This window comes from Paraburkholderia caribensis (genome assembly GCF_002902945.1).
GTDB classification, from domain to species: domain Bacteria; phylum Pseudomonadota; class Gammaproteobacteria; order Burkholderiales; family Burkholderiaceae; genus Paraburkholderia; species Paraburkholderia caribensis.
This window is the reverse complement of the sequence record NZ_CP026101.1, coordinates 36768-62723: the sequence shown is the minus strand read 5'-3', so window position 1 is coordinate 62723 and position 25956 is coordinate 36768. Positions and strand designations below refer to the sequence as shown.

23 protein-coding genes and 1 tRNA gene are annotated in these 25956 nt (G+C 63.4%); 9 read left to right on the top strand and 15 right to left on the bottom strand.

The window, feature by feature from the left end; all coding sequences use genetic code 11:
* Positions 1-82 precede the first annotated feature (82 nt).
* Genes metX through C2L66_RS00270 form a run of 4 tightly spaced genes read left to right on the top strand, consistent with a single transcriptional unit; the run spans position 83 to position 4413 of the window.
* On the top strand, positions 83-1228 hold the full coding sequence (gene metX / locus C2L66_RS00285; RefSeq protein WP_060599444.1) for a homoserine O-succinyltransferase MetX: 1146 nt from the start codon (positions 83-85) through the stop codon (positions 1226-1228).
* Positions 1225-1833 carry a methionine biosynthesis protein MetW gene (gene metW / locus C2L66_RS00280; RefSeq protein ID WP_054929412.1) on the top strand — a complete coding sequence of 203 codons (609 nt, stop codon included), beginning with the start codon at positions 1225-1227 and terminating at the stop codon, positions 1831-1833. Before metX ends, metW begins: the two co-directional genes overlap by 4 nt.
* 13 nt (positions 1834-1846) lie before the next feature.
* Positions 1847-3241 carry an AmpG family muropeptide MFS transporter gene (locus C2L66_RS00275; RefSeq protein ID WP_060599445.1) on the top strand — a complete coding sequence of 465 codons (1395 nt, stop codon included), beginning with the start codon at positions 1847-1849 and terminating at the stop codon, positions 3239-3241.
* Positions 3241-4413 (top strand): M48 family metallopeptidase, encoded by a 1173-nt coding sequence (locus tag C2L66_RS00270; protein ID WP_082433742.1) that lies wholly within the window; start codon positions 3241-3243, stop codon positions 4411-4413. The genes C2L66_RS00275 and C2L66_RS00270 overlap by 1 nt, the downstream gene beginning before the upstream one ends.
* A gap of 12 nt (positions 4414-4425) precedes the next feature.
* Here the strand turns inward: C2L66_RS00270 and C2L66_RS00265 are convergent, their stop codons facing one another.
* The 5 genes from C2L66_RS00265 to gatC all read right to left on the bottom strand — a co-directional run bounded on the left by C2L66_RS00265 (position 4426) and on the right by gatC (position 9651).
* The gene (locus tag C2L66_RS00265; RefSeq protein ID WP_054929410.1) at positions 4426-5208 is read right to left on the bottom strand and encodes an exodeoxyribonuclease III; all 783 of its coding nucleotides are present in this window, start codon (positions 5206-5208) and stop codon (positions 4426-4428) included.
* 43 nt (positions 5209-5251) lie between these two features.
* Positions 5252-6088, bottom strand: coding sequence for a PPK2 family polyphosphate kinase (locus C2L66_RS00260; protein WP_054929409.1), 837 nt, complete (start codon positions 6086-6088; stop codon positions 5252-5254).
* 138 nt (positions 6089-6226) lie between these two features.
* Positions 6227-7702 (bottom strand): Asp-tRNA(Asn)/Glu-tRNA(Gln) amidotransferase subunit GatB, encoded by a 1476-nt coding sequence (gatB, locus tag C2L66_RS00255; protein ID WP_060599446.1) that lies wholly within the window; start codon positions 7700-7702, stop codon positions 6227-6229.
* Between the two features lie 2 nt (positions 7703-7704).
* The gene (gene gatA, locus C2L66_RS00250) at positions 7705-9198 is read right to left on the bottom strand and encodes an Asp-tRNA(Asn)/Glu-tRNA(Gln) amidotransferase subunit GatA (RefSeq protein WP_060599447.1); all 1494 of its coding nucleotides are present in this window, start codon (positions 9196-9198) and stop codon (positions 7705-7707) included.
* Positions 9199-9351: 153 nt separating this feature from the next.
* Positions 9352-9651, bottom strand: a complete 300-nt coding sequence (gene gatC / locus C2L66_RS00245; protein WP_060599448.1) for an Asp-tRNA(Asn)/Glu-tRNA(Gln) amidotransferase subunit GatC — start codon at positions 9649-9651, stop codon at positions 9352-9354.
* Positions 9652-10029: 378 nt separating this feature from the next.
* Here gatC and C2L66_RS00240 point away from each other — a divergent pair, with 378 nt between their 5' ends.
* The 5 genes from C2L66_RS00240 (at position 10030) to rodA (ending at position 16547) form a co-directional block, all read left to right on the top strand.
* Positions 10030-11073 (top strand): rod shape-determining protein, encoded by a 1044-nt coding sequence (locus C2L66_RS00240; protein WP_004189550.1) that lies wholly within the window; start codon positions 10030-10032, stop codon positions 11071-11073.
* A 127-nt stretch (positions 11074-11200) separates the two neighbouring features.
* Positions 11201-12322 carry a rod shape-determining protein MreC gene (gene mreC, locus C2L66_RS00235; protein WP_054929405.1) on the top strand — a complete coding sequence of 374 codons (1122 nt, stop codon included), beginning with the start codon at positions 11201-11203 and terminating at the stop codon, positions 12320-12322.
* Positions 12319-12831: a rod shape-determining protein MreD gene (gene mreD / locus C2L66_RS00230; protein ID WP_007581986.1), complete on the top strand. Its 513-nt coding sequence runs from the start codon at positions 12319-12321 to the stop codon at positions 12829-12831. The genes mreC and mreD overlap by 4 nt, the downstream gene beginning before the upstream one ends.
* A gap of 154 nt (positions 12832-12985) precedes the next feature.
* Complete coding sequence (mrdA, locus tag C2L66_RS00225) at positions 12986-15388, top strand: penicillin-binding protein 2 (RefSeq protein WP_060599449.1); 2403 nt, start codon at positions 12986-12988, stop codon at positions 15386-15388.
* A gap of 10 nt (positions 15389-15398) precedes the next feature.
* Complete coding sequence (rodA, locus tag C2L66_RS00220) at positions 15399-16547, top strand: rod shape-determining protein RodA (RefSeq protein ID WP_007581982.1); 1149 nt, start codon at positions 15399-15401, stop codon at positions 16545-16547.
* Positions 16548-16610: 63 nt separating this feature from the next.
* Here rodA and C2L66_RS00215 read toward each other — a convergent pair whose 3' ends face one another.
* From C2L66_RS00215 to rsmB, 10 genes are all read right to left on the bottom strand, one after another.
* On the bottom strand, positions 16611-17258 hold the full coding sequence (locus C2L66_RS00215; protein WP_224101700.1) for a tetratricopeptide repeat protein: 648 nt from the start codon (positions 17256-17258) through the stop codon (positions 16611-16613).
* A 59-nt stretch (positions 17259-17317) separates the two neighbouring features.
* Positions 17318-18100, bottom strand: a complete 783-nt coding sequence (locus C2L66_RS00210; protein ID WP_054929402.1) for an HpcH/HpaI aldolase family protein — start codon at positions 18098-18100, stop codon at positions 17318-17320.
* Between the two features lie 184 nt (positions 18101-18284).
* Complete coding sequence (gene queD / locus C2L66_RS00205) at positions 18285-18728, bottom strand: 6-carboxytetrahydropterin synthase QueD (protein WP_085954608.1); 444 nt, start codon at positions 18726-18728, stop codon at positions 18285-18287.
* A 9-nt stretch (positions 18729-18737) separates the two neighbouring features.
* Positions 18738-19370, bottom strand: a complete 633-nt coding sequence (queE, locus tag C2L66_RS00200) for a 7-carboxy-7-deazaguanine synthase (RefSeq protein WP_042305021.1) — start codon at positions 19368-19370, stop codon at positions 18738-18740.
* A 76-nt stretch (positions 19371-19446) separates the two neighbouring features.
* Positions 19447-20178 (bottom strand): 7-cyano-7-deazaguanine synthase QueC, encoded by a 732-nt coding sequence (gene queC, locus C2L66_RS00195; RefSeq protein WP_060599450.1) that lies wholly within the window; start codon positions 20176-20178, stop codon positions 19447-19449.
* 387 nt (positions 20179-20565) lie between these two features.
* A tRNA-Phe gene (locus tag C2L66_RS00190) sits at positions 20566-20641 on the bottom strand.
* Between the two features lie 72 nt (positions 20642-20713).
* Entirely contained in the window at positions 20714-21403 is a 690-nt protein-coding gene (esaR, locus tag C2L66_RS00185) for a response regulator transcription factor EsaR (RefSeq protein ID WP_054929400.1), read from the bottom strand.
* Positions 21404-23827, bottom strand: coding sequence for a sensor histidine kinase (locus C2L66_RS00180; protein WP_054929399.1), 2424 nt, complete (start codon positions 23825-23827; stop codon positions 21404-21406).
* Positions 23817-24407: a DUF4390 domain-containing protein gene (locus C2L66_RS00175; protein ID WP_054929436.1), complete on the bottom strand. Its 591-nt coding sequence runs from the start codon at positions 24405-24407 to the stop codon at positions 23817-23819. Before C2L66_RS00175 ends, C2L66_RS00180 begins: the two co-directional genes overlap by 11 nt.
* The gene (gene rsmB / locus C2L66_RS00170; RefSeq protein ID WP_060599451.1) at positions 24404-25825 is read right to left on the bottom strand and encodes a 16S rRNA (cytosine(967)-C(5))-methyltransferase RsmB; all 1422 of its coding nucleotides are present in this window, start codon (positions 25823-25825) and stop codon (positions 24404-24406) included. The genes C2L66_RS00175 and rsmB overlap by 4 nt, the downstream gene beginning before the upstream one ends.
* Between the last annotated feature and the right edge of the window lie 131 nt (positions 25826-25956).

Genomic DNA, 25956 nt, shown 5'->3' with positions numbered 1-25956 from the left:
AAAGAGGTCGTCAGCCGCGCACACGCTCCTTCCGCGCCATCGCCGACACCATTTAGCCGCCCCATGTCAGAAGGCGGAATGAATGGAATCGATCGGGATCGTCACTCCACAAACAATGCATTTCTCCGAGCCGCTGCGCCTGCAGAACGGCAGCTCGCTCGCGAACTACGACCTCGTCGTCGAATCGTACGGCACGCTCAACGCCGCGCGCAGCAATGCCGTGCTCGTGTGCCACGCACTCAACGCGTCGCATCACGTGGCGGGCGTCTATGCGGATGATCCGAAGAACGTCGGCTGGTGGGACAACATGGTCGGCCCGGGCAAGCCGCTCGACACCAACCGCTTCTTCGTGATCGGCGTGAACAATCTCGGTTCGTGCTTCGGCTCGACGGGCCCGATGAGCATCGATCCGTCGACGGGCCGTCCGTATGGCGCGAGCTTCCCCGTCGTGACGGTCGAAGACTGGGTGAACGCGCAGGCGCTCGTCGCCGACACGTTCGGCATCGAGAAATTCGCGGCTGTGATGGGCGGCAGTCTCGGCGGCATGCAGGCGCTCGCGTGGAGCATGATGTATCCGGAGCGGCTCGCGCATTGCATCGTCGTGGCATCGACGCCCAAGCTCTCGGCACAGAACATCGCGTTCAACGAAGTGGCGCGCTCGTCGATTCTCTCGGACCCGGACTTTCACGGCGGCAACTACTACGCGCACGGCGTGAAGCCGAAGCGCGGCCTGCGCGTCGCGCGGATGATCGGCCACATCACGTATCTGTCGGACGACGACATGGCCGCGAAGTTTGGCCGCGCGCTGCGTCGTGCGGAGGGCGCGGAAGACGTCTACAACTTCAACTTCGACGTCGAGTTCGAAGTGGAATCGTATCTGCGCTACCAGGGCGACAAGTTCGCCGACTACTTCGACGCGAACACGTATCTGCTGATCACCCGTGCGCTCGATTACTTCGATCCGGCAAAAGCGTACGACGGCGACCTCACAGCCGCGCTCGCCCACACGAAGGCGAAGTATCTGATCGCGAGCTTCACCACCGACTGGCGTTTCGCGCCCGCGCGCTCGCGCGAGCTGGTGAAGGCGCTGCTCGATCACAAGCGCCAGGTGACGTATGGCGAAATCGACGCGCCGCACGGCCACGACGCCTTTCTCCTCGACGATGCGCGCTATCACAACCTGATGCGCGCGTACTACGAACGCATTGCTGCGGAGGTCAACGCATGAACCAGCGCGCTCTCGATTATCTTGCGACGCGGCCGGATTTCCGCGCGATTGCCCGCTGGGTCGAGCCGCGTGCGACAGTGCTCGATCTCGGCTGCGGCGACGGCTCGCTGCTGTCGCTGCTGATGGAAGAACTCGAAGTGACGGGCTACGGCATCGAGATCAACGACGCCGGCGTGCTCGCGTCGACGAAGAACGGCATCAACGTGATCCAGCAGAATCTGGAAGACGGCTTGCGACTGTTCGAAGACGGCAGCTTCGATTTTGCGATCCTTTCTCAAACGCTGCAGACCATTCACCAGACGGCCGCGATCTTGCGCGAGACGGTGCGGGTCGGCAAGGAATGCATCGTTTCGTTCCCAAATTTCGGATTCTGGACGCATCGACTGTCCGTTTTGCAGGGACGCATGCCCGTGTCGAAGTCGCTGCCGTATCAGTGGCACAACACGCCGAACGTGCGCGTGCTGACCATCAAGGACTTCGAGGCGCTCGCGCCGGAAGTCGGCATTGAGATTCTGGATCGCGTCGTGCTGCATGGCGGCCAGCAGGTGCGATGGGGCGTGAACTGGCGTGGTAGTCTTGCGGTCTATCGCGTCAAGAAAAGCTAACGTCACTCATCTCATGTCGAACCCGCCACACGAGGCGCCCGCACTAACCGCTCACGAAGAACATCCCGGCTGGCGCGCGTTTCTCAACGCGCGCATGCTGATCTGCGTTTTCCTCGGCTTCACGTCGGGGTTGCCGCTGTTCACCCTCGTCTATCTCGTCCAGGCCTGGCTGCGCTCAGAAGGCGTGAACCTGAAGGAAATCGGCCTGTTCGCGCTGATCCAGTTCCCCTATACGTGGAAATTCCTCTGGGCGCCGCTGATGGACCGTTACGTGCCGCGTCTGCCCGGCTGGCGGCCGGGACGCCGGCGCGGCTGGATGCTGTTCACGCAGATTCTGGTCGCCGGCGCGATCGCATCGCTCGGCATCGTTTCGCCGCGCGATTCGATCTGGACGGTTGCCGCACTGACCGCGCTCGTCGCATTCTTTGGCGCGAGCTCGGACATCGTGATCGACGCGTATCGGCGCGAACTGCTGCATGACACCGAGCAAGGCCTGGGCAATGCGGTGCACGTGAACGCGTACAAGATCGCGGCGCTCGTGCCCGGTTCGCTCGCGCTGATACTCTCGGACCATCTGCCCTGGGCGACCGTGTTCATCGTCACGGCCGCGTTCATGCTGCCGGGCATGATCATGACCGTCGTCGTGCGCGAGCCCGAAGTGCACGGCACGCCGCCGAAGAACCTGCGCGAAGCAATCGTCGAGCCGTTCCGCGAATTCATTCTGCGCGACGGCTGGCGCGGCGCACTGTTCGTGCTCGGCTTCATCTTCCTGTACAAGCTCGGCGATACGATGGCGACCACGCTGTCCACGTCGTTCTTTCTCGACATCGGCTTTTCGCGCACGCAGATCGGCGTGATCGCCAAAACGACGGCATTCGGCGCGAGTCTGGCGGGCGGCATCATTGGCGGAATTGCGCTGATGCGTATCGGCATCGGTCGCGGCCTGTGGATCTTCGGCATTCTGCAGATGGTGTCGACGCTCGGCTTCGCGTGGCTCGCGCACGTCGGGCCGACGTCGCCGGGGCTCACCGTCGTGTACGACATCGCCGTCGCGCTCAGCGCGGGCACGACAAAACTGCTGTCGCTGCTCGGCATCGGCTGGACGGTGCAACTCGATCCGATGTCGGTGGCGCTCGCGCTCGTCTACGGCTTCGAAACCTTCACGACAGGCCTCACGCTCGCCGCGTTCACCGCGTACATCGCCAGTACGACCGACCCGCGCTACACGGCGACGCAGTTCGCGCTCTTCACGTCGCTGGCTTCGGTGCCGCGCACGCTGGCGTCGGCGGCAAGCGGCTTCGTCGTCGCGAAGATCGGCTGGTTCGATTACTTCCTGGTCTGCACGGCGCTTGCTATACCAGGCATGCTACTGTTGTTTCGCATCGCCCCCTGGAGAAAGCAGCCGTGATGGTGTTTGCGTCGCGGCGCGCCGTCATGGGTCCGGCTTCGCGCGCCGCTTTCCGTCGATCGCCTGCATATCGCATGCGCGCGCGTAGCCATGTCCTGCATCTGGCCGTTCTCGCCGCGTGCGCGGCGTTCGGCGTGATGTCGCCGTGGCAGGCGCGCGCGGCCGAATCGACATCGAGCGTCAGCGCGCCGCCTGCTGCGAACGCGCCATCCACGCCTTCGACCCTTTCCGCGCCTAAGTCGGAAACGGCGCCGTCCGCCACGTCAGGCACATCCGCGCCGTCGAACGCCGGCGCAGCGACACCGCCAACGCCCGTGACGGCTCGCACGCCGGCACCCACGCCCCCGCCGCCGCCCTTCGTGCCGAACCAGCAATTGCGCTATGGCGGCTACGCGGTATTCCGCAATCTGATTCCGTCGCCGATGCTCGAAGCGCAATCGGCTGAGGAATTCGATCAGATCGCGCGCGGCGCCGAGCATATGAGCCGGCTTTATCCGTCATCGGACGCGCACGTGAAGCGTGTGCAGTCGATCGTCGACAAGCTGGTTCCGTACGCGCTGAAATGGAACGACCGCGCGAAGAACTGGAAGTGGGATATCGCGGTGCTGCGTTCGCCGGATGTTCGTGTGTACTGTCTGCCGGGCGGCAAGATCATCGTGTATGGCGGCATGCTCGACAAGATCAAGCCCAACGACAACGAACTCGGCATGCTGCTCGGCCATGAAATCGCCCACGCGCTACGCGAGCACGCGCGCGAGCGTCTCGGCGAACAGCAGGCCGCGCAACTCGGATCGGGGTCGATTCCGCAACTTTTCGGTCTCGCCGATCTCGGCGAAGCGCCGCTCGGCATCGGTACGCAGTTGCTGGAGATGAAGTACGAACGCGCCGATGAAACCGAGGCCGACGTGATCGGCAGCGAGATTGCTTCGCGCGCGGGTTTTGATCCGCGCGCCGCGATCACACTGTGGGACAAGCTCGCCGTCGCGACCCGCAGCAACCGCGATCAGGGCTTCATCTACGTGCATCCGTACAATCCGACGCGCCGCGCGGACATCATGAAGCGCCTGCCCGACATGCTGCCGCTGTACGCGAAAGCCGTCGGCAAGAGCGTCGATGCGCTGCCCGACTATGCGGGCATCGGCCGCCCGCGCCGTACGACCGCGAGCGACTGACGCCGCTTTCGTTTATTTCTTCGCGATCTTGTGCGCGTAGTCGACGGTCACGGGCGCGTGATCGCTGAACTTTATGTCGCGGAACACATCGACGCGCTTCGCCGTCGCGGCAACACCCGGCGTCGCGATCTGGTAGTCGATACGCCACCCAACGTTCTTCGCATACGCCTGACCGCGATTGCTCCACCACGTGTATTGCTCGGGCCGCTGGTCAAGCGTGCGGAACACGTCCACGTAGCCGACGTCGTCGAACAGCTTGGTGAGCCACGCGCGTTCTTCCGGCAGGCAGCCCGAGTTCTTCTGGTTGCCCTTCCAGTTCTTGATGTCGATTTCCTTGTGCACGATGTTGACGTCGCCGCACACGATCACTTCGCGCTCTTTCGACAACTCCGTGAGGTGCGGCATGAACTCGTCCATGAAGCGGTACTTCGCCTGCTGGCGCTCGTCCCCGCTCGAACCCGACGGCACATACACGGAAATTACCGACAGATTGCCGAAGCGCGCTTCCACGTAGCGTCCTTCAGGATCGAACTCTTCGCTGCCGAAGCCGATCACGACTTCATCCGGCTCGTGACGCGTATAGAGACCCGCGCCGCTGTAACCCTTCTTCACCGCATGCTGGAAATAGCCGGTGAAACCGTGCGGCGCGAGAAATTCAGGCGTCATGTCGTCCTGCGAGCATTTGATTTCCTGCACGCACACGACATCGGCCTTCTGCTCACCGAACCACTCGAAAAAGCCTTTCTTGGCCGCCGAACGGATGCCGTTCAGGTTGGCGGTGATCACACGAAACATGTTTTTCCTTCGTTGTGTTTTTGTCTATTCGACCAGGTGAGGATCATTCGACTATCACGCCCTTGAGCGATTCTTTCGCCGGCGGGAATTCGAGCTCGAGCGACTCGAACGCGCGCAGCAGCAATTCACCGACCATCACGTTGCGATGCGTCTTCGAGTTGGCGGGAATCACGTACCACGGCGCGTATTCCGTCGACGTGGCCGCCAGCGCTTCTTCATACGCGTCCTGGTACTTGTCCCACTGCTTGCGCGCGTCGAGATCGGAGACGTCGAATTTCCAGTGCTTGGTCGGATCGTCGATGCGCGCCTGCAGGCGCTCGCGCTGCTCGTCCTTCGAAATGTGCAGCATGCATTTGATGATCGTCGTGCCGCTTTCCGCGAGCATCAGCTCGAAGTCGCGAATGTGCCGGTAGCGGCGCAGGCGCGCGTCCTTGTCTATCGAACCGAGCACCACGGGCACGAGCACGTCTTCGTAATGGCTGCGGTTGAAGATCGTCAGTTCGCCAGCGGCGGGCGCCTGCGAATGGACCCGCCACAGAAAGTCGTGCGCCAGCTCGGTGAGCGTCGGCGCCTTGAACGGCACGATGCGCAGGCCAAGCGGATCGACTTCATGAAACACCGCGCGGATCGTGCCGTCCTTGCCGCTCGTGTCCATGCCTTGCAGTACGAGCAGAACACGCTGCACGCGCTGCGCGTGCAGGCGTTCCTGCTGCGCATCCAGCGCCGCGCCGACCTCGGCAAGCCGTTCGCGGTCGGTATCTTTCGATCCCGTCGAAAACGGCTTCGAGGACGGATCGATGCTGGCGAGTGAAAACTTCGCCTTGTCGTTCCCGTCGAAAAAAGGCACGCGGTAATCGTCGAGATTGTTCTTCTTGGCCATCGTGGTTCCTCCTGTGCGGCGGGCCGTCACGTCGAATGAAAAAGCAAACGGGCCGTTGCGCGACTTTCGATGCGACAACAGCCCGTCATGGCTTCGCATGCGACGTGCCGCACGCGAAGGCTCGTACCGCTACGACACTCAGCCCAGCTTCTTCTTCAACAGCTCGTTCACCTGCTGCGGATTCGCCTTGCCCTTGGTCGCCTTCATCGCCTGGCCGATCAGCGCGTTGAACGCCTTTTCCTTGCCGGCGCGGAATTCTTCGACCGACTTCTGGTTCGCGGCGAGCACTTCGTCGATGATCGCTTCGAGCGCGCCCGTATCCGAAATCTGCTTGAGACCCTTGGCTTCGATGATGCGGTCGGCAGCGGTGTCATCCGTGGCTTTCTCTTCCCAGATCGCGAGGAAAATTTCCTTCGCGATCTTGTTCGAGATCGTGCCGTCGGCGATACGTTGCAGAACGAGCGCGAGTTGCGCGGCCAATACCGGGCTGTTCGCGATGTCGAGGTCTTCACGGTTGAGTTGCGACGACACTTCGCCCATCAGCCAGTTTGCCGCGACCTTCGCCTGCGCTGCGCCGACCTTCGCGACGACGGCTTCGTAGTACGCGGCCATCGCCTTGCTCGACGTGACGACGCCTGCATCGTACGGCGTGAGGCCATATTGCTCGACGAAACGCCGCTGCATCGCCGCCGGCAGTTCGGGCAGTTCGCCCTTCACGCGCTCGACCCACGACGACTCGATCACGAGCGGCATCAGATCGGGATCGGGGAAATAGCGGTAATCGTGCGCGTCTTCCTTGCTGCGCATCGAACGCGTTTCGCGCTTGTCGGGGTCGTACAGACGCGTTTCCTGCACCACCGTGCCGCCGTCTTCGATCAGTTCGATCTGACGGCGCACTTCGTACTGGATCGCTTCCTCGAGGAAGCGGAACGAGTTCAGGTTCTTGATCTCGGCGCGCGTGCCGAATTCCTTCTGGCCGACGGGGCGCACCGACACGTTCGCGTCGCAGCGGAACGAGCCTTCCTGCATGTTGCCGTCGCAAATGCCGAGCCACACGACGAGACCATGCAAAGCCTTCGCATACGCGACCGCTTCGGCGGCGCTGCGCATTTCAGGCTCGGTGACGATTTCGAGCAGCGGCGTGCCAGCGCGGTTCAGATCGATACCCGTCATGCCCGCGAAGTCTTCATGCAGCGACTTGCCCGCGTCTTCTTCGAGGTGGGCGCGCGTCAGGTTCACGGTCTTTTCGTACGCTTCTTTACCGGCCTTTTCGTTGGCGGGAACCTGAATCGTGATCTGGCCGCCTTGCACGACGGGGATTTCGTACTGGCTGATCTGATAGCCCTTCGGCAGATCAGGGTAGAAGTAGTTCTTGCGCGCGAAGATGCTGCGCGGCGCGATCGTCGCGTCGATGGCGAGACCGAACTGGATCGCGCGCTCGACGGCGCCCCGGTTCATCACGGGCAACACGCCCGGCAATGCCAGATCGACGGGGCACGCCTGCGTGTTCGGCGCGGCGCCGAACTGCGTGGCCGCGCCCGAGAAAATCTTCGAGACCGTCGACAGCTGCGCGTGGGTCTCGAGACCGATAACGACTTCCCATTGTGTTGCCATGCTTAAACTCCCGCCGGCGCCTTGCGATGCCAGTCCGTGACGCGCTGGAACGCGTCCGCTACCTGCAGCATGCGTGCTTCGTTGAAATAGTTGCCGATGATCTGCAAGCCGACCGGGCGCTGCGCATTCGCGCCCGCGCCGAAGCCGCACGGCACGCTCATGCCCGGCAAACCGGCGAGGCTCACCGACAGCGTGTAGATATCCGCGAGATACATCTGCACGGGATCGTCGCCCTTCGCGCCGATATCCCACGCAACCGACGGCGCCACCGGGCCCATGATCACGTCGCACTGCTTGAACGCTTCCTGGAAATCCTGCGCGATGATGCGGCGGATCTTCTGTGCCTGCAGGTAGTACGCGTCGTAATAGCCGTGCGACAGCACATACGTGCCGACCAGAATGCGGCGTTTTACCTCGGGGCCGAAGCCTTCGGCGCGCGACTTCTTGTACATGTCGAGCAGATCGCGATACTCGGCCGCGCGATGGCCGTAACGCACGCCGTCGAAACGCGACAGGTTCGACGACGCTTCCGCCGGCGCGATCACGTAGTACACGGGAATCGACAGTTCCGTCTTCGGCAGCGACACTTTGACGAGCGTGGCGCCGAGCGCTTCGTATTGCTTCAGCGCGGCATCGATGGACGCGCGCACGTCTTCGGCGAGGCCCGCGCCGAAGTATTCCTTCGGCAAGCCGATGCGCAGGCCCGCAAGCGGCTTGTCGGCCGCGTTGCCCGCGCCGGACCACGTCTGGCCGAGATAGCGCGTGTAGTTTTCGTGATCGTGCGTGAGGCTGGTGGAGTCGCGCTCGTCGAAGCCGCCCATAGCGTTCAGCAGCAACGCGCAGTCGGCAGCCGACTGCGCCAGCGGGCCGCCCTGATCGAGCGACGATGCAAACGCGATCATCCCGTAACGCGACACGCGGCCGTAGGTCGGCTTGATGCCCGTGATGCCCGAGAACGACGCCGGCTGGCGGATCGAGCCGCCCGTGTCGGTGCCTGTCGCGGCGGGCGCGAGGCGCGCGGCGACCGCCGCCGCCGAGCCGCCCGACGAGCCGCCCGGCACGGCCTTTCGGTCCCACGGGTTCTGCACCGGGCCGAAGTACGAGTTCTCGTTCGACGAGCCCATTGCGAACTCGTCCATATTGGTCTTGCCGACGCATACCATGCCCGCGCGCGCGATACGCTCGACCACCGTTGCATCGAACGGGCTCGTGTAGTTTTCGAGCATCTTCGAGCCGGCCGTGGAGCGCCAGTTGCGCGTGACGAACACGTCCTTGTGCGCGATGGGCAGGCCCGTCAGCGGACCGGCGTTGCCGGCGGCGATCTGCGCGTCGGCGGCTTGCGCCTGCGCGAGCGTCTGTTGCGCATCGACGTGAACGAAGGCGTTCAGCGCCTTGTGATCGTCAATGCGCTTCAGATACAACTGCGCCAGTTCGACCGCGGAGCATTGCTTCGCGTCGAGCGCGGCGCGCAGTTCGGTCAAGCTTTTCTCATGCATTGCGTTTTTCCTGGAAAGCGCGACGGCGCGATGCGCCGCCGTAAAGGCATCCGGCCGCCCGCCGGCAGGCCGGGCCGAACAAAGCGGGTTGTGTTGCGCGCAGACGTTGGCACGCGTGACACACAACCCTTTGCTTGATCATTGACGCGGCGCTTACTCGATGACCTTGGGCACCAGATACAGGCCGTCCTGCACAGCGGGCGCCGGACGCTGGTTGTCCTCGCGATTCACGTTTTCCGTCACGGCGTCGTCGCGCAGACGCAGCGCCACATCTTCGATCTGCTCGATGGGATGCGCGAGCGGCGCGATGCCCGTCGTATCGACCGCCTGCATCTGTTCGACGAGGCCGAAGAAATCGTTGAGCTGGGTCAGCGTGTGCTCGGCGTCGGCATCGGGCAATTCGAGCCGAGCGAGGTGGGCGATGCGTTTCACATCGGTCAGAGTCAGGGCCATGCAGTCACCGAAAAAGTGGCAGTCTGCCGCAACGATGAAAAAACGATGCTGCGACAGCGGGTTAGGTCATTGGAGCAGGCCCTCGAAATTGGGGCCAACGACGGCAAAAACTGCCATTCGTTTCCTTCAAATCAAGCAAAATTATAAGGTATCATTACGCGTTCGACCCAAACCCGGACCGTCTTACCAAGGGCTTTCTGACATTTTCGGATATGACTGAGCGACAGCTCGGCTACCTTGCTATAGCCTCCGGTACGTTCCCTCGCAGTTTCATGCTTCTTACGGCGCAATTGGCCGGACATGAGGCTGCTAATTTTTTTCCGCTGCCGCCCTACGCTTACGATGCGAGGCCCGGCCCCCAGCGAGACAGGATTTTGCATGTTCGGTTTTTTGCGCAGCTATTTCTCCAACGATCTGGCCATTGACCTCGGCACGGCCAACACGCTCATCTATATGCGTGGCAAAGGTATCGTTCTCGACGAGCCGTCCGTCGTTTCGATTCGCCAGGAAGGCGGCCCGAATGGCAAGAAGACCATTCAGGCAGTCGGCAAGGAAGCAAAGCAGATGCTCGGCAAGGTGCCGGGCAACATCGAGGCGATCCGCCCGATGAAGGACGGCGTGATCGCCGACTTCACCGTGACCGAACAGATGATCAAGCAGTTCATCAAGACGGCTCACGAATCGCGCATGTTCTCGCCGTCGCCGCGCATCATCATCTGCGTGCCGTGCGGTTCGACGCAGGTCGAGCGCCGCGCCATCAAGGAAGCGGCACACGGCGCGGGCGCGTCGCAGGTCTATCTGATCGAAGAGCCGATGGCAGCAGCAATCGGTGCCGGCCTGCCGGTTTCGGAAGCAACGGGCTCGATGGTCGTCGACATCGGCGGCGGCACGACGGAAGTCGGCGTGATCTCGCTGGGCGGCATCGTGTACAAGGGTTCGGTGCGGGTCGGCGGCGACAAGTTCGACGAAGCGATCGTCAATTACATCCGCCGCAACTACGGCATGCTGATCGGCGAACAGACGGCGGAAGCCATCAAGAAGGAAATCGGCTCCGCGTTCCCGGGCTCGGAAGTCAAGGAAATGGAAGTGAAGGGCCGTAACCTGTCGGAAGGCATTCCGCGCAGCTTCACTATTTCGAGCAACGAAATTCTCGAAGCATTGACCGACCCGCTGAACCAGATCGTGTCGTCGGTGAAGATCGCGCTGGAACAGACGCCGCCGGAACTCGGCGCCGACATCGCCGAGCGCGGCATGATGCTGACGGGCGGTGGCGCACTGCTGCGCGACCTCGACCGCCTGCTGGCGGAAGAAACGGGCCTGCCCGTGCTGGTCGCAGAAGATCCGCTGACTTGCGTCGTGCGTGGCTCGGGCATGGCGCTCGAACGCATGGACAAGCTCGGCAGCATCTTCTCGTACGAGTAAGGTTGCCAGTCTCCATGTCTGCAGCGCGCACTGAAAGGCTGGCTCCGCCAGCCTTTGTGCGCTTCGTGCATTGCGCGCGCGTCTAGCGCGCCGCCGTTTTACCCAACCGCTCACGCTCCCGGCGACCATGGAATACAGTCCGCCGCCCCTGTTCAAGCAAGGCCCCTCGGCACTCGCACGACTGATTTTCTTCGTGCTGGTCGCGCTCGCCCTGCTCATTTCCGACGCGCGCTTCCGCACCCTCGAGATCGTTCGCGGCGTGCTCGGCGCGGGCTTGTATCCGTTGCAGCGCGCGGCATTGGTGCCGCGCGACTTCTTCATGGGCGCCGCCGATCTCGCCGTGACCAGCGCGACGCTGCGCGGCGAGAACGAGAAGTTGCGCACGCGCAATCTGCAGTTGTCGCAGCAGGCCAATCAGGCGGCCCAGCTCGACGCGGAAAACGCGCATCTGCGTAATCTGCTGCAACTGTCGCAACGAATGACAACGCAGTCGATCCCCGCCGAAATCCAGTACGACACACGCGATCCGTTCACGCAAAAGGTCGTGATCGGGCGCGGTTCCCAACAAGGCATCAGAGACGGTTCGCCCGTCGTCAACGAAGACGGCGTGATCGGCCAGGTGACGCGCGTGTTCCCGATGCAATCCGAAGTGACGCTGCTCACTGACAAAGACCAGGCCGTCCCCGTGCAGATCGTCCGCACGGGTCTGCGCAGCGTGATCTACGGCACGCCGAAGGGCGACGCGCTCGACCTGCGTTTCGTGCCGATCAGTGCCGATGTGCTGGCCGGCGACGAACTCGTCACGAGTGGTCTCGACGGCATCTATCCGCCGGGGCTGCCTGTCGCCAAGGTGGTACGCGTCGACAAGCAGGCGGACACGGCGTTCGCGCGCGTGATCTGCCAGCCCGTCGCGCCGGTGCGCGGCGCGCGCGATCTGCTTGTCCTACACTACGAGAACAACGTGCCGCCGCGCCCCGCCGACGAACCCGATCCCGCCGCAGCCGCGAAAGAAGCGAAAAAGAAGAACGCGAAAACGCAGGACAAGGGCAAGCCAGGCGAAAAGGACGCGAAGTCTGCTCCGACGGCAGCCGCATCGGCGCCTGCGGCGGCTGCGGCAAAACCGGCCGCGCCGGCTGCCGCATCGTCGGCCAGGCCTGCCGGCAAGGTATCGACGGAGAAGAAGCCGGCCGCTGAAAAGAGCGCGAAGCCTCAAGCCGCTCAAGGGGCAAACCAGGGGGCCAAGCAATGAATCGCCCGCAGTACATCCTGCAGCCCGTCAATCCTTATTTCATCGCGTTCAGCCTCGCCGCCGCTTTCCTGCTGAACATGATGCCGTGGGGCCGTCTGGTCGGCGTGCCCGACTTCGTCGCGCTCGTGTTGCTGTTCTGGAACGTGCATCAGCCGCGCAAGGTCGGCATGGGCATCGCGTTCATGCTTGGCCTGTTGATGGATGTGCACAACGCCAGCCTGCTCGGCGAACACGCGCTCGCCTACACGCTGCTGTCCTACGGCGCGATCACGATCCACCGCCGTGTGCTGTGGATGTCGATCGGCGTGCAGGTTTTCGCAGTGATGCCGCTGCTCGTCGTCGCGCAACTCGTGCCGTTCGTGATCCGCCTGCTGACGGGCGCATCGTTTCCGGGCTGGGGTTATCTGATTGACGGGTTCGTCGAAGCGGCGCTCTGGCCCATCGCGAGCATTCTGCTTTTGATGCCGCAGCGCCGTCCGGCCGATCCGGACGATACGCGGCCCATCTGACCGCCCGCGCCGCCCGGCCGCTCATGAACACGCCATGCTGCCGCCCTCACGAGCGTTCGACGACACAAAGCGGCGGCGCAAAACCCGGCATCGCACCGGCGCCTTGCCGCCGAATTGATTCAAACCGCATAACCGGCAGTTCCTGCCCAACCGCATGACCGAATTCAAGGACACCCAGCAGCAGCTCACGAAATTCCGCCTGCGCGTCGCGGCGGCGGGGCTGTTCGTGTTCGTCTGCTTCGGGCTGATCGCGTTCCGCTTCCTGTTCCTGCAGGTCTGGCACTACAGCAAATACTCGCTGCAAGCCGACGAAAACCGCATCTCAGTGGCGCCGATCGTGCCGAACCGCGGCATCATCACCGACCGCAACGGCGTCGTGCTGGCCAAGAACTACTCGGCCTATACGCTCGAAATCACGCCGTCGAAGCTGAACGACACGCTCGACAACGTGATCGACAATCTCGCGACCGTCATCAGTATCGACGCACGTGACCGCCGGCGTTTCCGCAAGCTGCAGGAAGATTCGAAGAACTTCGAAAGCCTGCCGATCCGCACCCGCCTTACCGACGACGAAGTCGCGCGCTTCACCGCACAGCGTTTCCGCTTTCCGGGCGTCGAAGTGCGCGCGCGTCTGTTCCGCCAATATCCGCTCGGGCCGACGGCGGCACACGTGATCGGCTATATCGGGCGCATTTCGCAGCGCGACCAGGACAAGATCGACGACGCCAGCGACCAGAACGACAGCGATCCCGAGCACTACGACGCGCGCCTCGACGCGAACAACTACAAGGGCACCGACTACATCGGCAAGATCGGCGTCGAGCAGAGCTATGAGACGGAGCTGCACGGGCTGACGGGCTTCGAGGAAGTGGAAGTGACGGCGGGCGGCCGTCCGGTGCGCACGCTGTCGCGCACGCAGGCCACGCCGGGCAACAACCTCGTGCTGTCGCTCGATATCGGTTTGCAACAGGTTGCCGAGCAGGCGTTCGCGGGCCGCCGCGGCGCGCTGGTCGCGATCGAGCCATCGACGGGCGACGTGCTCGCGTTCGTGTCCGCACCGAGCTTCGATCCGAATTCGTTTGTCGACGGCATCGACCAGCAGACCTGGGACGAACTGAACAACTCGCCCGATCACCCGCTGCTGAACCGTCCGCTGCATGGCACGTATCCGCCCGGCTCGACGTACAAGCCGTTCATGGCGCTCGCCGCGCTAACGCTGCACAAGCGCACGCCGCAGTGGGGCTTCCAGGACCCGGGCTCGTACACGTTCGGCGGCCACACGTTCCGCAACGACGTGCCGCAGGGTCAGGGCTGGATCGACATGAACCGCGCGATCATGGTGTCGAACGACACGTACTTCTACATGCTCGCGCACGATCTCGGCGTCAACGCGATCGCCGGCTTTATGAAGCCGTGGGGCTTCGGCCAGATCACGGGCATCGATATCGCCGGTGAAGCGCGCGGCATCCTGCCTTCGACCGACTGGAAGCGCAAGGCGTATCGCAAGCCCGAGCAGCAACGCTGGTACGAAGGCGAGACGATCAGCCTCGGCATTGGCCAGGGCTACAACTCGTACACGATTCTTCAGCTCGCGCATGCAACGGCGACGCTCGCGAACAACGGCACGGTGATGAAGCCGCACCTTGTGAAGGAGATCGAGAATCCGATCACCCGGGCACTGCGCGCTACCGTACCGAAAGACGACGGACGCATCGACGTGAAGCAGTCCGATATCGACGTCGTGAAGCGTGGCATGGAAAACGTGACGATGAACCCGTCGGGCACTGCCTATCAGGTGTTCCGCAATGCCGCCTATGTGTCGGCGGGCAAGACGGGGACGGCGCAGGTGTTCTCGCTGCAAGGCGCGAAGTACCACGGCCACGCGCTCGCCGAACATCTGCGCGACCACGCGCTCTTCATTGCATTCGCCCCTGCCGACAACCCGAAAATCGCGATCGCGCTGATCGTCGAGAACGGTGGCTGGGGCGCGCAAGCGGCAGGCCCGATCGCGCGGCGCGTGCTCGACTATTACCTCGTCGACCGTCTGAAACCGGGCGTCGAACAGGCAGCCGTCGTGGCAGCGGCATCGGCGACAGAGGAAACCTCGGCGCCTGTGATCGGCAGCGCGCCGACAGCGCCGACCGGCGAGATCCAGCCTGTCGCCGTCGCGGCTGGCTTCAAGCCGCTGCCGATGCCAGCGGGCGCATCGACGCCGCATGCGGTGCCTGCATCGGATGCGTCTGGCGCCGTCGCGGCGTCGGGCGCGGCCTCGGCTTCGGCGCCTGTCGCGGCGTCAGCCGCAGTGCCGCGCGCCGCTTCCGCATCGAAGGCGGCCAAGGCGCCGCGCGTCGCGTCGGCCACAGTCGCGCCGTCGCCGGCTGCATCTGACGCGGCAGTCACCACGGCTGCGGCACCCGTCAAGGCGTCCGACGCCCGCAAGTCCCCACGCAAACCCCGTCCGGCCAGCGATTCGCGTCCGGTCGCTGCTGCGCCGTCGCGTAACGAGGAATCGCCGGCCGTGCCGCGCGGTCCCGTTTCCGGCGGCATCGACGAGTAAGGAGAAAGGCATGCAAATCGACAAGCGCGCCTGGCTCGAACGCTTCAAGAAGATGTTCGCGGGCTTCGATCGCCCGCTTGCACTGATCGTGTTTCTGCTGCTGTGCGTCGGCATCGTGACGCTGTACAGCGCGAGCCTCGACGTGCCCGGCCGCGTCGAAGACCAGCTGCGCAACATCATCCTGACGTTCGCACTGATGTGGGTGCTGGCCAACATCCCGCCGACCACGCTGATGCGCTTCGCCGTCCCGCTCTACACATTCGGAGTCGCGCTGCTGATTGCCGTGGCGCTATTCGGCCTCACACGCAAGGGCGCGAAACGCTGGATCAACGTCGGCGTGGTGATCCAGCCATCGGAGATTCTCAAGATCGCGACGCCGCTGATGCTCGCGTGGTACTACCAGCGTCGCGAAGGCAACATCCGCTGGTGGGACTACATCGTCGGCGTGCTGATTCTCGCGGTGCCCGTCGGGCTGATCGCGAAGCAGCCCGACCTCGGCACGGCCGTGCTCGTGTTCGCAGCGGGCTTCTTCGTCATCTATTTCGCGGGGCTGAGCTTCAAGCTGATCGTCCCTGTGCTGATCGCGGGGGTGATCGCCGTCGGCGCGATCGCAACGTTCCAGGACAAGATCTGTCAGCCCGAAGTGCAATGGCCGCTGATGCACGACTACCAGAAGCACCGCATCTGCACGCTGCTCGATCCGACATCCGACCCGTTGGGCAAAGGCTTCCACACCATTCAAGCCGTCATCGCGATCGGCTCGGGCGGCCCGCTCGGCAAGGGCTGGTTGAAGGGCACGCAGGCGCACCTCGAGTTCATTCCCGAGAAGCACACCGACTTCATCTTCGCGGTGTTCTCCGAGGAGTTCGGCCTGGCGGGCGGGATCGTGTTGCTGACGCTCTATATGGCGCTGATCGCGCGCGGCCTGTACATCGCGGCGAACGGCGCGACGCTATTCGGCCGATTACTGGCCGGCTCGCTGACGATGGCGTTCTTCACCTATGCGTTCGTGAACATCGGCATGGTGAGCGGCATTCTTCCCGTGGTCGGCGTGCCGTTGCCGTTCATGAGTTACGGCGGCACCGCGCTGACAACGCTCGGTTTCGCGATCGGACTCATCATGAGCGTTGCGCGACAGAAGCGTCTGATGCAAAGCTGACCTGACAGCACCAGCAACACGGACATGCAAAAAAACGGCGCCTGAATTTTCAGGCGCCGTTTTTCATTGTGGCTTCGCTTCGTGCGATTCGCGTAACTGTGTGCTGAGCTGCTGATACTTGAGCCGCGCCGCGGGGTCGCCCTGCGCGGCGGCCGCAGCGTAATAGGCTCGCGCGACGTTCAGGTTCTGCGTGACGCCATCGCCGCCGCGCTCGTAGAACGAACCCGTGACGTACTGCGCGGTCATGTCGCCGCCCTCGGCCGCTTTTTTGTACCAGAAGAACGCCTGCTGGTTGTCGCGCGCGGTGCCGCGCCCGTCGAGAAACTGATTCGCCAGCGCCAGTTCGGCCTGGATATGCCCTTGCTGCGCTGCCTTCAGAAACCATTGATGCGCTTCGGCAGGATCGCGCCCGACGAATTCGCCATCGTCGTACATCTTGCCGTACACGTATTGCGCGTGCGACATGTTCGCGTCAGCGGCTTTGCGCAGCCACTTCTTGCCTTCTTCGACATTCGCAGGACCGCCCTCGCCGTTCAGCAGCATCATTGCGTAGTTGAACTCGGCGAGGCGGCTGCCACGCTGCGCGGCCTTGCGAAACTCGGCGAGCGCGGACGTGAAATTGCCTGCGTTGTAATCGGCGACGGCCGTTTGCGTTTCCATATCCGAGGCGGGCGGCGTCTTGCCCTGCGCATGCGCCGCCGCGCTCGCCATCAGGGCGCTCAGCACGACGGCACGGCTTGCAGTGCGCACCGCGCGTAACGACAACAGCTTCATGACCGTGCCTCCTGCAGTGCCTGTCGCGTGGTGCGCAACAGCCACATGACGTCGGCGGCCAGCGCGATGAAGCGAAAGCCTTCCGACCGGTATTGCCGCGCGCTCGCGACGTCCATCGCGAAGATGCCCGTCGCAACACGCGCACGATGCGCGACGTCCAGAATATGCTTCATCGCGTCCTGGACTTCAGGGTGTTTCGAATCGCCGAGATGACCGAGGCTCGCCGCGAGATCCGCCGGTCCGACGAACAGGCAATCGACACCCTGCGTCGCCGCGATCTGCTCCAGATTTGCGAGCGCGTGTTGCGATTCGATCTGCACGATATTTGCGATCTGCGCATTCGCATTCTGCAGATAGTCGCGCCGCATGCCGTAAGCGGCAGCACGCACGGCGCCTGCGACGCCACGCAGACCGTCCGGCGCGTCGGCTGTGGCGTATTGCGTCAGGCGAACGGCGTGGGCGGCTTCGTCAGCCGTCTCGATGTTCGGAAACATCAGCGTGCGCGCGCCCGCATCGAGCACGCGCTTGACGAGCCACGGCTCGACGGCGGGCAGACGCACGACGGGCTCGGTCGGCAGATGCGCCGCAGCAATCGCGCGCAACTGTCCGGTCACGTCGACGCTGTCGTTGGGCGCATGCTCCATGTCGATCAGCAGCCAGTCGAAGCCGGCGTGCGCGAGCGCTTCCGCCGCGCTATCGCTGCCCAGCGACAGCCACAGGCCGAACAGCGGGTCCGGGTCCTTGAGACGCAGCTTGAGGGGATTCGTGAAGGTGCTCATCGCGCGCCTCCGTCGATGTGAGGCACAGCCGCAATCAGGCTCGAGCAAGAGACGACGCGGCCCGAAAGGCCGACGTCAACAACTAGATGATGGTGGCGGGCATCGAGCCCGCAGCGCAGCGCGGTGACCGGCATGTCTCGCTCCGTGTGGTTATCGAAACGATCATACCGTGACAATAACCCGTTTAGTCGCGAACGACGTCGGCCCAGCAATTCGGCGTCTCATACAGACGCACTTTGTGCAGACGCAGATTGACGCCGTAGTGCGCGTCGTAGACGTTCGCCAGAATGTCGAAGGCAACGGCCGCGAGGTTTTCGACGGTCGGAATGCGGTCGAGCACGATCGTCTTGTGGCCGGCCATCGATTCGAGAAAGCCGCGCACCTGCGTATCGCCTTCATAGACGAGAAACGCGTGATCCCACTTGTCGACGAGGTGCTCGTTCGCGAGCGCTTTCACGTCGGCGAAATCCATCACCATGCCGCGATCCGGCGCGCCTTCCGTTTCGACGAGGTCGCCTTGCAGCGTGATTTCGAGCACGTAGCGATGACCGTGCAGATTGCGGCACTGGCTGCGGTGATCGGGAATGCGGTGGCCCGCGTCGAATTCGAGTTTTCGTGTAATCGTCAGCACGGCAAATCAGGGAATGTTCAGGTACTTGTGAGTCTGCATCGACAGCCGCCATTGCGGATGACGCTTGCACCAGTCGATGGCGAGCTTCGTGTTGATATCGCGCGACGGACCGTCCATCGGCTGGACGAGGAAATAGTCGAAGTCGAGCTTCGCATAGTCGGCGAGACGCTGGTTTTCTTGCGGCACGACCACTTTCAGTTCGTTGCCTTTAGTCTGCACGAGCGGCGCATCGGCCTTCGGGCTCACGCAGATCCAGTCGATCGTGTCGAGCACGGGCAACGAACCGTTCGTTTCGATCGCGATTTCAAAGCCTTGTGCGTGCAATGCATCGACGAGCGGCTGGTCGATCTGCAACATCGGCTCGCCGCCCGTGCACACGACAAAGCGCTGGCCTTCGCCTTCGGGCCACAACGAAGCAATTTTCGCCGCGAGTTCTTCGGGCGTGCGGAATTTGCCGCCGTTCTCGCCGTCGGTGCCGACGAAGTCGGTATCGCAGAACTGGCAAACCGCGTCGGCGCGATCTTCTTCGCGGCCCGACCACAGGTTGCATCCGGCGAACCGGCAAAACACGGCCGGACGTCCGGCGTTCGCGCCCTCGCCCTGCAACGTATAGAAGATTTCCTTGACCGCGTACGTCATGCTGCTTTCTGCCCGATGCTCCGTGAAGCTCTGTTGATGTGCGCTTGTGCCGCGTGCTGTTGCTTGCCTGTGCCGTTCAAGCGGGTTCCGTGACCTGTTCGCCGTTCAGATACGCCTCGTAACCGCGCTTGCGCAAACGGCACGCAGGGCACTCGCCACAACCGAAGCCCCATGCATGCAGTTCCGCCCGCTCGCCGAGATAACACGTGTGCGTCTCGACGCGAATCAGCTCGACCAGTTCCTCGCCGCCCAGCTCATGCGCGAGGCGCCACGTGTCTGCCTTGTCGATCCACATCAGCGGCGTCTCCAGCACGAAGCGGCTGTCCATGCCGAGGTTCAGCGCGACTTGCAGCGCTTTCATCGTGTCGTCGCGGCAATCCGGGTAGCCGGAAAAATCCGTCTCGCACATGCCGCCGACCAGCACACGCAGTCCGCGCCGATACGCAATGGCCGCCGCGATCGTCATGAACATCAGATTGCGGCCGGGCACGAATGTATTCGGCAGACCGTTCGATGCTGCGTGGATCTCGATCTCGCGCGTCATCGCGGTATCGCTGATCGAGCCGAGCACTGACAGATCGATCATGTGATCGTCGCCGAGCCGCCCGCCCCACTCGGGGAACGTGCGCGCCACGGCGCTGCGAAATCCTTCGCGGCATTCGAGTTCGACGCGATGCCGCTGGCCATAGTCGAAACCCAGGGTTTCGACCGTTTCATATCGATCCAGCGCCCAGGCGAGACACGTGGCCGAATCCTGGCCACCGGAAAACAGCACGAGCGCGCTACTCTTGGCGTCTTTGCGGGTCACCGTGAAACTCCGTGTAGGTTGATTGCGTGCGCCAGCGGCCGCGCGCGGCGACTTGCGGCCGGCCTCGCGACCTGTTCGAGACCCTTCGGCGCTGGCCGGCGCGGACGTTGGCTCAAGCAGTATAGGCGGCGGCTTTCGCGCGCCAATCTGCTATGGCTTATACCGTTGATCGTCCGCCAGAGCGTTTCACGCTACACGATGCCTTGGACCTGAAACGAAAAAGGACTTGCGAAGAACATGCGGCAAGTCCTTGATACAGCGGGATTTTATCATGCGCAGCCGAGGCCTGCTCGCGGCCGCTGCGCCGCTCATCCCACGCCGCGAACGACATCTCGCCCGCAAATAGGAAAAGCCCCAGGAATCTTGCGATTTCCTGGGGCTGAATCCTGGTGGCCTGGGGCGGAATCGAACCACCGACACGCGGATTTTCAATCCGCTGCTCTACCAACTGAGCTACCGGGCCAACGAAGAAGCGAGAGTATAGCAAGCACTTTTGCCTTTCTCAAGCCCCTCCCGAAAAAAACTTGAAGCGCGCTTATTCGCCCTTGTTCTTGCCGAGATCGACGCCGAGTTGCTTGAGCTTGCGATACAAATGCGTCCGCTCCAGCCCCGTCTTTTCGGCGACGCGCGTCATGCTGCCGTTCTCGCGCGCGAGGTGATACTCGAAGTACGCGCGCTCGAATGCATCGCGGGCATCGCGCAGCGGAATGTCGAATGAAATCGATGCCGTCTGCGCGGACAGCACGCCGCCGCTCAGGCTGTCCGCCGACATGATGGGCAGCGCAGCCGCCGATGCCACCGCCGACGCATTCGTCGCCATCGCCGGCTTCGCTGCCATGCCGCCTGCCGCAGGCGCCGCGCTGCCGCGCGCGAGTCCCTGCTCGACGGCCTTCAGCAGCTTCTGCAGCGCGATCGGCTTTTCAAGAAAGTTGAGCGCGCCGATCTTGGTTGCTTCGACCGCCGTATCGATGGTCGCGTGACCCGACATCATGATGACGGGCATCGTGAGTAGCGCTTGCGCGGCCCACTCCTTGAGCAACGTCACGCCATCGGTATCGGGCATCCAGATGTCGAGCAGCACCAGATCGGGTGCCAGGCGTTGCCGGTAGTCGCGCGCCTCCTGCGCGTTCTCCGCGACCTCCACGACATGCCCTTCGTCGCTCAGGATCTCCGAGAGCAATTCCCGGATGCCCATTTCATCATCTACCACCAGGATGGTTGCCATTTAAGCTGCCCTTGTCTGCACTGTTGCTTTTGTCTTTCCCTGCGATGCACCGCCACTGCCGTGCACCGCCTGCGGCCCGCTTCCGGGCGCCGCAGCCTTGTTGTCTGCGAGTTGTAGGAAGAGGATCGAAATTTGCGCGCCTTCGATCACATCGCCCGCTTTCAGGCGATTGCGAATGTCGATTCGTGCGCCGTGTTCATCGACGATCTTCTTGACCATGGCAAGTCCAAGACCTGTTCCTTTGGCCTTGGTCGTCACGTAAGGTTCGAACGCACGCGTGAGGATGCGCGCGGGGAAGCCCGGACCGTTGTCCGACACGGTCAATCGCACCGCGACGCTCACTTTGCCCTCTGCGTCGGGATCGCCATATTCTACTGTCCTCGTCTCGAGCAACACACGCGGTTGCCCGATATCGGCGACAGCGTCCTGCGCGTTCTGCAGCAGGTTATGGATCACCTGACGCAATTGCGTCGCGTCACCGCGTATAACGGGCAAGTCCGCCAATTCGACGACAATCGGGCTCTTGCCTTCTTCGATTCCGTACAACGTCAGCACTTCGCTGACCAGTTCGTTCAGTTGCAGATTCGAAAGCACGGCAGGCGGCGTGCGCGCATAGTCGCGGAAATCGTCGACCATCTGCTTCATCGCGGCGACCTGATTCACGATTGTAGTGGCACCGCGTTTCAATACGTCTGCATCCGATGGCGAGAGCTTGTCAGTAAGCTTCATCTGCAAGCGTTCTGCCGAAAGTTGGATCGGCGTCAGCGGATTCTTGATCTCGTGCGCAAGACGCCGCGCGACTTCGCCCCATGCGATCGAACGTTGCGCGGAGATCACGTCGGAAATATCGTCGAACACGACGACGTACCCGGACGTCTCTTCATCGTCGCTCTCGTTGCCCGCCGCCGACACGAGCCGCGCGCCGCGCACCAGCAGCGTCAGCGGATCGGTTTCGCCCGGAATCTGCAGCGCCATCTGCTGCTGCCAGTGCCCTGTGTCACCTTGATCGCCGCCGCCAGCCGCTTCGAGATCCGCGAACGCCTTGCGCACCATCGCGCCGAATTCGCTCAGCACGCTGATGCGATCCAGCGACGAACCGAACAGCGACGCGAACGGCTGACGGAAGATACGCTCCGCGCCGCGATTGGCCGTCGTCAGGCGGAACTGGCGGTCGAACACGAACACCCCCGCTGTCAGATTCGCAAGAATGCTTTCGAGGTACGCCTTCGAATGTTCGAGCGCAACGCGGTTCGCCTCGACGGCCGCGCGCGCCTCCGACAACTGCCGCGTCATCGCGTTGAACGACTGCGTGAGGAAGCCGAGTTCGTCGCGCGACTTGATTTCGCGCTTCGGCGTGTAGTCGCCTTCCGTCACTTCCTTCGTGCCTTGCGCGAGCAGGAACAATGGCCGCGCGAGCTGATTGCCGAGCGCGAGCGCAAGCATCATCGCGATGAAGGTCGCGAGAAACAGCGCGAGCGTGAGCGTGCCGATGTACATCTTGCGCAAGCCCGTGCGCCCGAGCGCTTTCTCCTGATACTCGCGATACGCGCGCTGCACGGCATCCGCGTTGCGCGCCAATGATTGCGACACGGGTTGCGTAAGTTGCAGGAAGCGCTCGGTTGGCTGCAACTGGGTGGCGTTGGCGTCCGGGATGCGCTGCACGATGCGCAGACGCAAGGCGCCCTTGGCGCCGCGTGCTTTCGGATCGCCATCCACTTCGCCTTCGATCGATGCAAAGCCGCGGCCACGCGCCTGCTCGATCATGATCGGTGTGGGCAGATCGCTGGGCACCAGCGACGCGTAATTGCCGGTCGCCTGCGCGACCACATGCATTTCCGGCGTCGGGCCCGACATACTGCGCGACGGCTCGACGATCGTCGCATCCTGCACGCCGAACTGATCGCGCAAACGCAGCAGCGTGAGCGTCGTGCCGGCGGAGTCCGCGCTCGCGAGCTGCTCGGCCATCAGGCGGCCTTTGGTTTGAAGATCGGACAGCGACGCGTCGAGCATGCCGCGCCCGAGATTCAGCCCGGAGGTCAACGCCGTTTCGACATTCACGTCGAACCACGACTCGATACTGCGCGACACGAACTGATACGACACGATGTAGATGATGCCGCCCGGCACCACGCCGACGAGCGCGAAGAAGAACGCGAGCTTCGCCAGCAGTCTCGTGCCGAACTTGCCCTTGCGTAATCGCGTGACGATGATGACGACGAGCACCGCGACGATCAACATGAAGATCAGCGCGACGGCGACGTTGGCCGCATAGAGCCAGCCGTAGTAGCGATCGAAGAACTCGGTATTCGCGCTCGCCGCTGCGAGCAGCACGAGCAGCAGGACAGCCGTGACAGCCACCGTCGATACCAGCAGCCGCAGGACGAGGCTGCCGACACTGGTGGCGCGGCGCACTTTATTTAGCACGTTCGGTCACCGTGAAGGTAAAGCGCTTCCAGTCGGAAGCAAGATTCCAGTCGCGGTTGTTGACCGCGTCGATCTGGAACGGCTTGGGCATCAATGCGATATCGAGCTGCATGCGCACCGATGCAGTGTACGTTTCTCCCGCATGGACCTGATTGCGATCGATCACATGCCACGACGTGACATGCTTGATGACGGCCAGCGCCTCGTTCAGCGAAGCGAAGCCGAGCTGCAAACCGCCCGTCGACACGCGGTACTCGCGCGTAAGCGGCTGGAAAGAAAGCCGGATGCTTTGCGAAACGCTCACCGGCTGTTCGTCGAACCAGTACCAGCGGGGCCGGCTCAGTTCGAAGTCCGTCGTGAAGTAAACCGGTATGCCTTTGTTGACGGCGTCTTCGAGATTGCTGTTCAGCTCGAACTCGAAACGCGCATCGAGGCTCCAGCCGCTGCCGTCGGATTGCAGGGACGCGCGCTGCACGGCGATCGTTTCGGCTCGCGCCGGCCCGGCTGCCGTCAGGCAAAGGGCCAGCGCAATCCAGAGCGCGGCCACGAGCCGTAGCGGAAGAAAGCGTTTGATGATCACCGTTTCTGAAAGCGCGCGTAGAAGAATCCGTCGTGGTCTAAGCTCGAACCAGTGCTTTGTCCGGCGCGGGAACCAGCCGATACGTCGGCGGGCGCGCGGGCGACTGCAGGGAGCAGTTGCCCCGGCGCGTCCAATCGTACCGCATCCACGTGCCGGTTTCCAAACCACTGAGCCTGCAACTCGCCTTCTTCGGGAAAGATCGAGCAGGTAACGTACAGCAACTCGCCACCCGTTTTGACGAGCGGCCACAGCGCTTCGAGAATGCGGCGCTGTTCTTCGACGAGCGCGGGAATGTCCGACGCGCGGCGCAGCCAGCGAATATCCGGATGCCGGCGCACGATGCCCGAAGCCGAGCAGGGCACGTCGGCGAGAATGCGATCGAAGGGCCGATCGGCGGCGTCGTGCCATTGCGCAGGATTGCCTGCATCGCCGACCCGCACATGCGCGTGCAGACCCAAACGCTGCAGGTTTTCGCCGATGCGTCGCGCGCGCGTCGCATCGCTTTCGAGCGCGATCAGATCGAGGTCGGCGAGTTCGAGCAGATGTCCCGTCTTGCCGCCGGGCGCCGCGCAGGCATCCAGCACGCGCATGCCGTCGCGCACGCCGAGCCACTGCGCGGCGAGTTGCGCGCCTGCGTCCTGCACCGAGACGACGCCTTCGCTGAAACCGGGAATGCGGTCGACGGGCATCGGCGTGTCGAGACGCACGGCATGGTCGCCCGCCTGCGTCGCGGCAATCTGATGCTCGCGCAACGTTTGCAGGTAGGCTTCGACCGTGGAGCGGCGCGCGTTCACACGCAGCGTCAGCGGACCCTGGCTGTTGCCCGCGGCGAGCATCTCCTGCCATGTATCGGGCCATGCGGTGCGTACGGCGTCGATCCACCAGACAGGGTAATTCCAGCGAGCGACGGGATCGTTTTGCGCATCGGCTAGCAATGCTTCGCGCTCGCGCAAGAAGTTGCGCAGCACGGCGTTGACCAGACCCTTCGCAAACGCGACCTCGCGCCGCGCGCCAATCGCGTCCACGGCCTGATCGACGACCGTGAACGGCGCATAGGCTGCGTTGCTCTCTTCATCGGCCAGCAATGCGAGCGCGCACGCGAGCACATGCGCGATATGCGGGGGCGGTGCCTTGCGCACGAGTTTCGCGACCAGCCACTCGGCCGTGCCGAGCCGGCGCATCGTCCGGTACGCGATGTCCTGCACGGCCCCACGCGATGCCGTCGCGACGCTCTCTGGCAACGACACGAAGATCGCCTGCAACGCGGCCGGCAAGGCCGCGCCCTGGCGAACCGCGCCCACGGCTTGCGCCGCGCAGTCGAGCGCGAAGCCGAGGGATTCGGGCGCGAGATGCAGCGCCGGCGGACGGGAGTCGCGCGAACGCTGCGGCGCTGCAGACTTGAAAGGCTTTCGGGTCATGAAGAAGCGGAAAACGGGCGCGCACGGAAAGTGTCGCGCAAACGCCACATTGTAGCGTGACGCGCGTCGCGGCCCGGTGGCACAAGACCGTGCGATGCGAATCTGAAAGGAAAAAGGGGCGAGTCGAACTC

Coding starts and splice junctions, on each gene's coding strand:
- rodA (WP_007581982.1), top strand. CDS start 15,399: ATGCAAATCGACAAGCGCGCCTGGCTCGAACGCTTCAAGAAGATGTTC.
- C2L66_RS00270 (WP_082433742.1), top strand. CDS start 3,241: ATGGTGTTTGCGTCGCGGCGCGCCGTCATGGGTCCGGCTTCGCGCGCC.
- mrdA (WP_060599449.1), top strand. CDS start 12,986: ATGACCGAATTCAAGGACACCCAGCAGCAGCTCACGAAATTCCGCCTG.
- C2L66_RS00210 (WP_054929402.1), bottom strand. CDS start 18,100: ATGAGCACCTTCACGAATCCCCTCAAGCTGCGTCTCAAGGACCCGGAC.
- C2L66_RS00260 (WP_054929409.1), bottom strand. CDS start 6,088: ATGGCCAAGAAGAACAATCTCGACGATTACCGCGTGCCTTTTTTCGAC.
- queE (WP_042305021.1), bottom strand. CDS start 19,370: ATGACGTACGCGGTCAAGGAAATCTTCTATACGTTGCAGGGCGAGGGC.
- gatB (WP_060599446.1), bottom strand. CDS start 7,702: ATGGCAACACAATGGGAAGTCGTTATCGGTCTCGAGACCCACGCGCAG.
- C2L66_RS00265 (WP_054929410.1), bottom strand. CDS start 5,208: ATGTTTCGTGTGATCACCGCCAACCTGAACGGCATCCGTTCGGCGGCC.
- gatC (WP_060599448.1), bottom strand. CDS start 9,651: ATGGCCCTGACTCTGACCGATGTGAAACGCATCGCCCACCTCGCTCGG.
- metW (WP_054929412.1), top strand. CDS start 1,225: ATGAACCAGCGCGCTCTCGATTATCTTGCGACGCGGCCGGATTTCCGC.
- C2L66_RS00240 (WP_004189550.1), top strand. CDS start 10,030: ATGTTCGGTTTTTTGCGCAGCTATTTCTCCAACGATCTGGCCATTGAC.
- mreC (WP_054929405.1), top strand. CDS start 11,201: ATGGAATACAGTCCGCCGCCCCTGTTCAAGCAAGGCCCCTCGGCACTC.
- gatA (WP_060599447.1), bottom strand. CDS start 9,198: ATGCATGAGAAAAGCTTGACCGAACTGCGCGCCGCGCTCGACGCGAAG.
- mreD (WP_007581986.1), top strand. CDS start 12,319: ATGAATCGCCCGCAGTACATCCTGCAGCCCGTCAATCCTTATTTCATC.
- esaR (WP_054929400.1), bottom strand. CDS start 21,403: ATGGCAACCATCCTGGTGGTAGATGATGAAATGGGCATCCGGGAATTG.
- C2L66_RS00215 (WP_224101700.1), bottom strand. CDS start 17,258: ATGGCGAGCGCGGCGGCGCATGCGCAGGGCAAGACGCCGCCCGCCTCG.
- metX (WP_060599444.1), top strand. CDS start 83: ATGGAATCGATCGGGATCGTCACTCCACAAACAATGCATTTCTCCGAG.
- rsmB (WP_060599451.1), bottom strand. CDS start 25,825: ATGACCCGAAAGCCTTTCAAGTCTGCAGCGCCGCAGCGTTCGCGCGAC.
- C2L66_RS00275 (WP_060599445.1), top strand. CDS start 1,847: ATGTCGAACCCGCCACACGAGGCGCCCGCACTAACCGCTCACGAAGAA.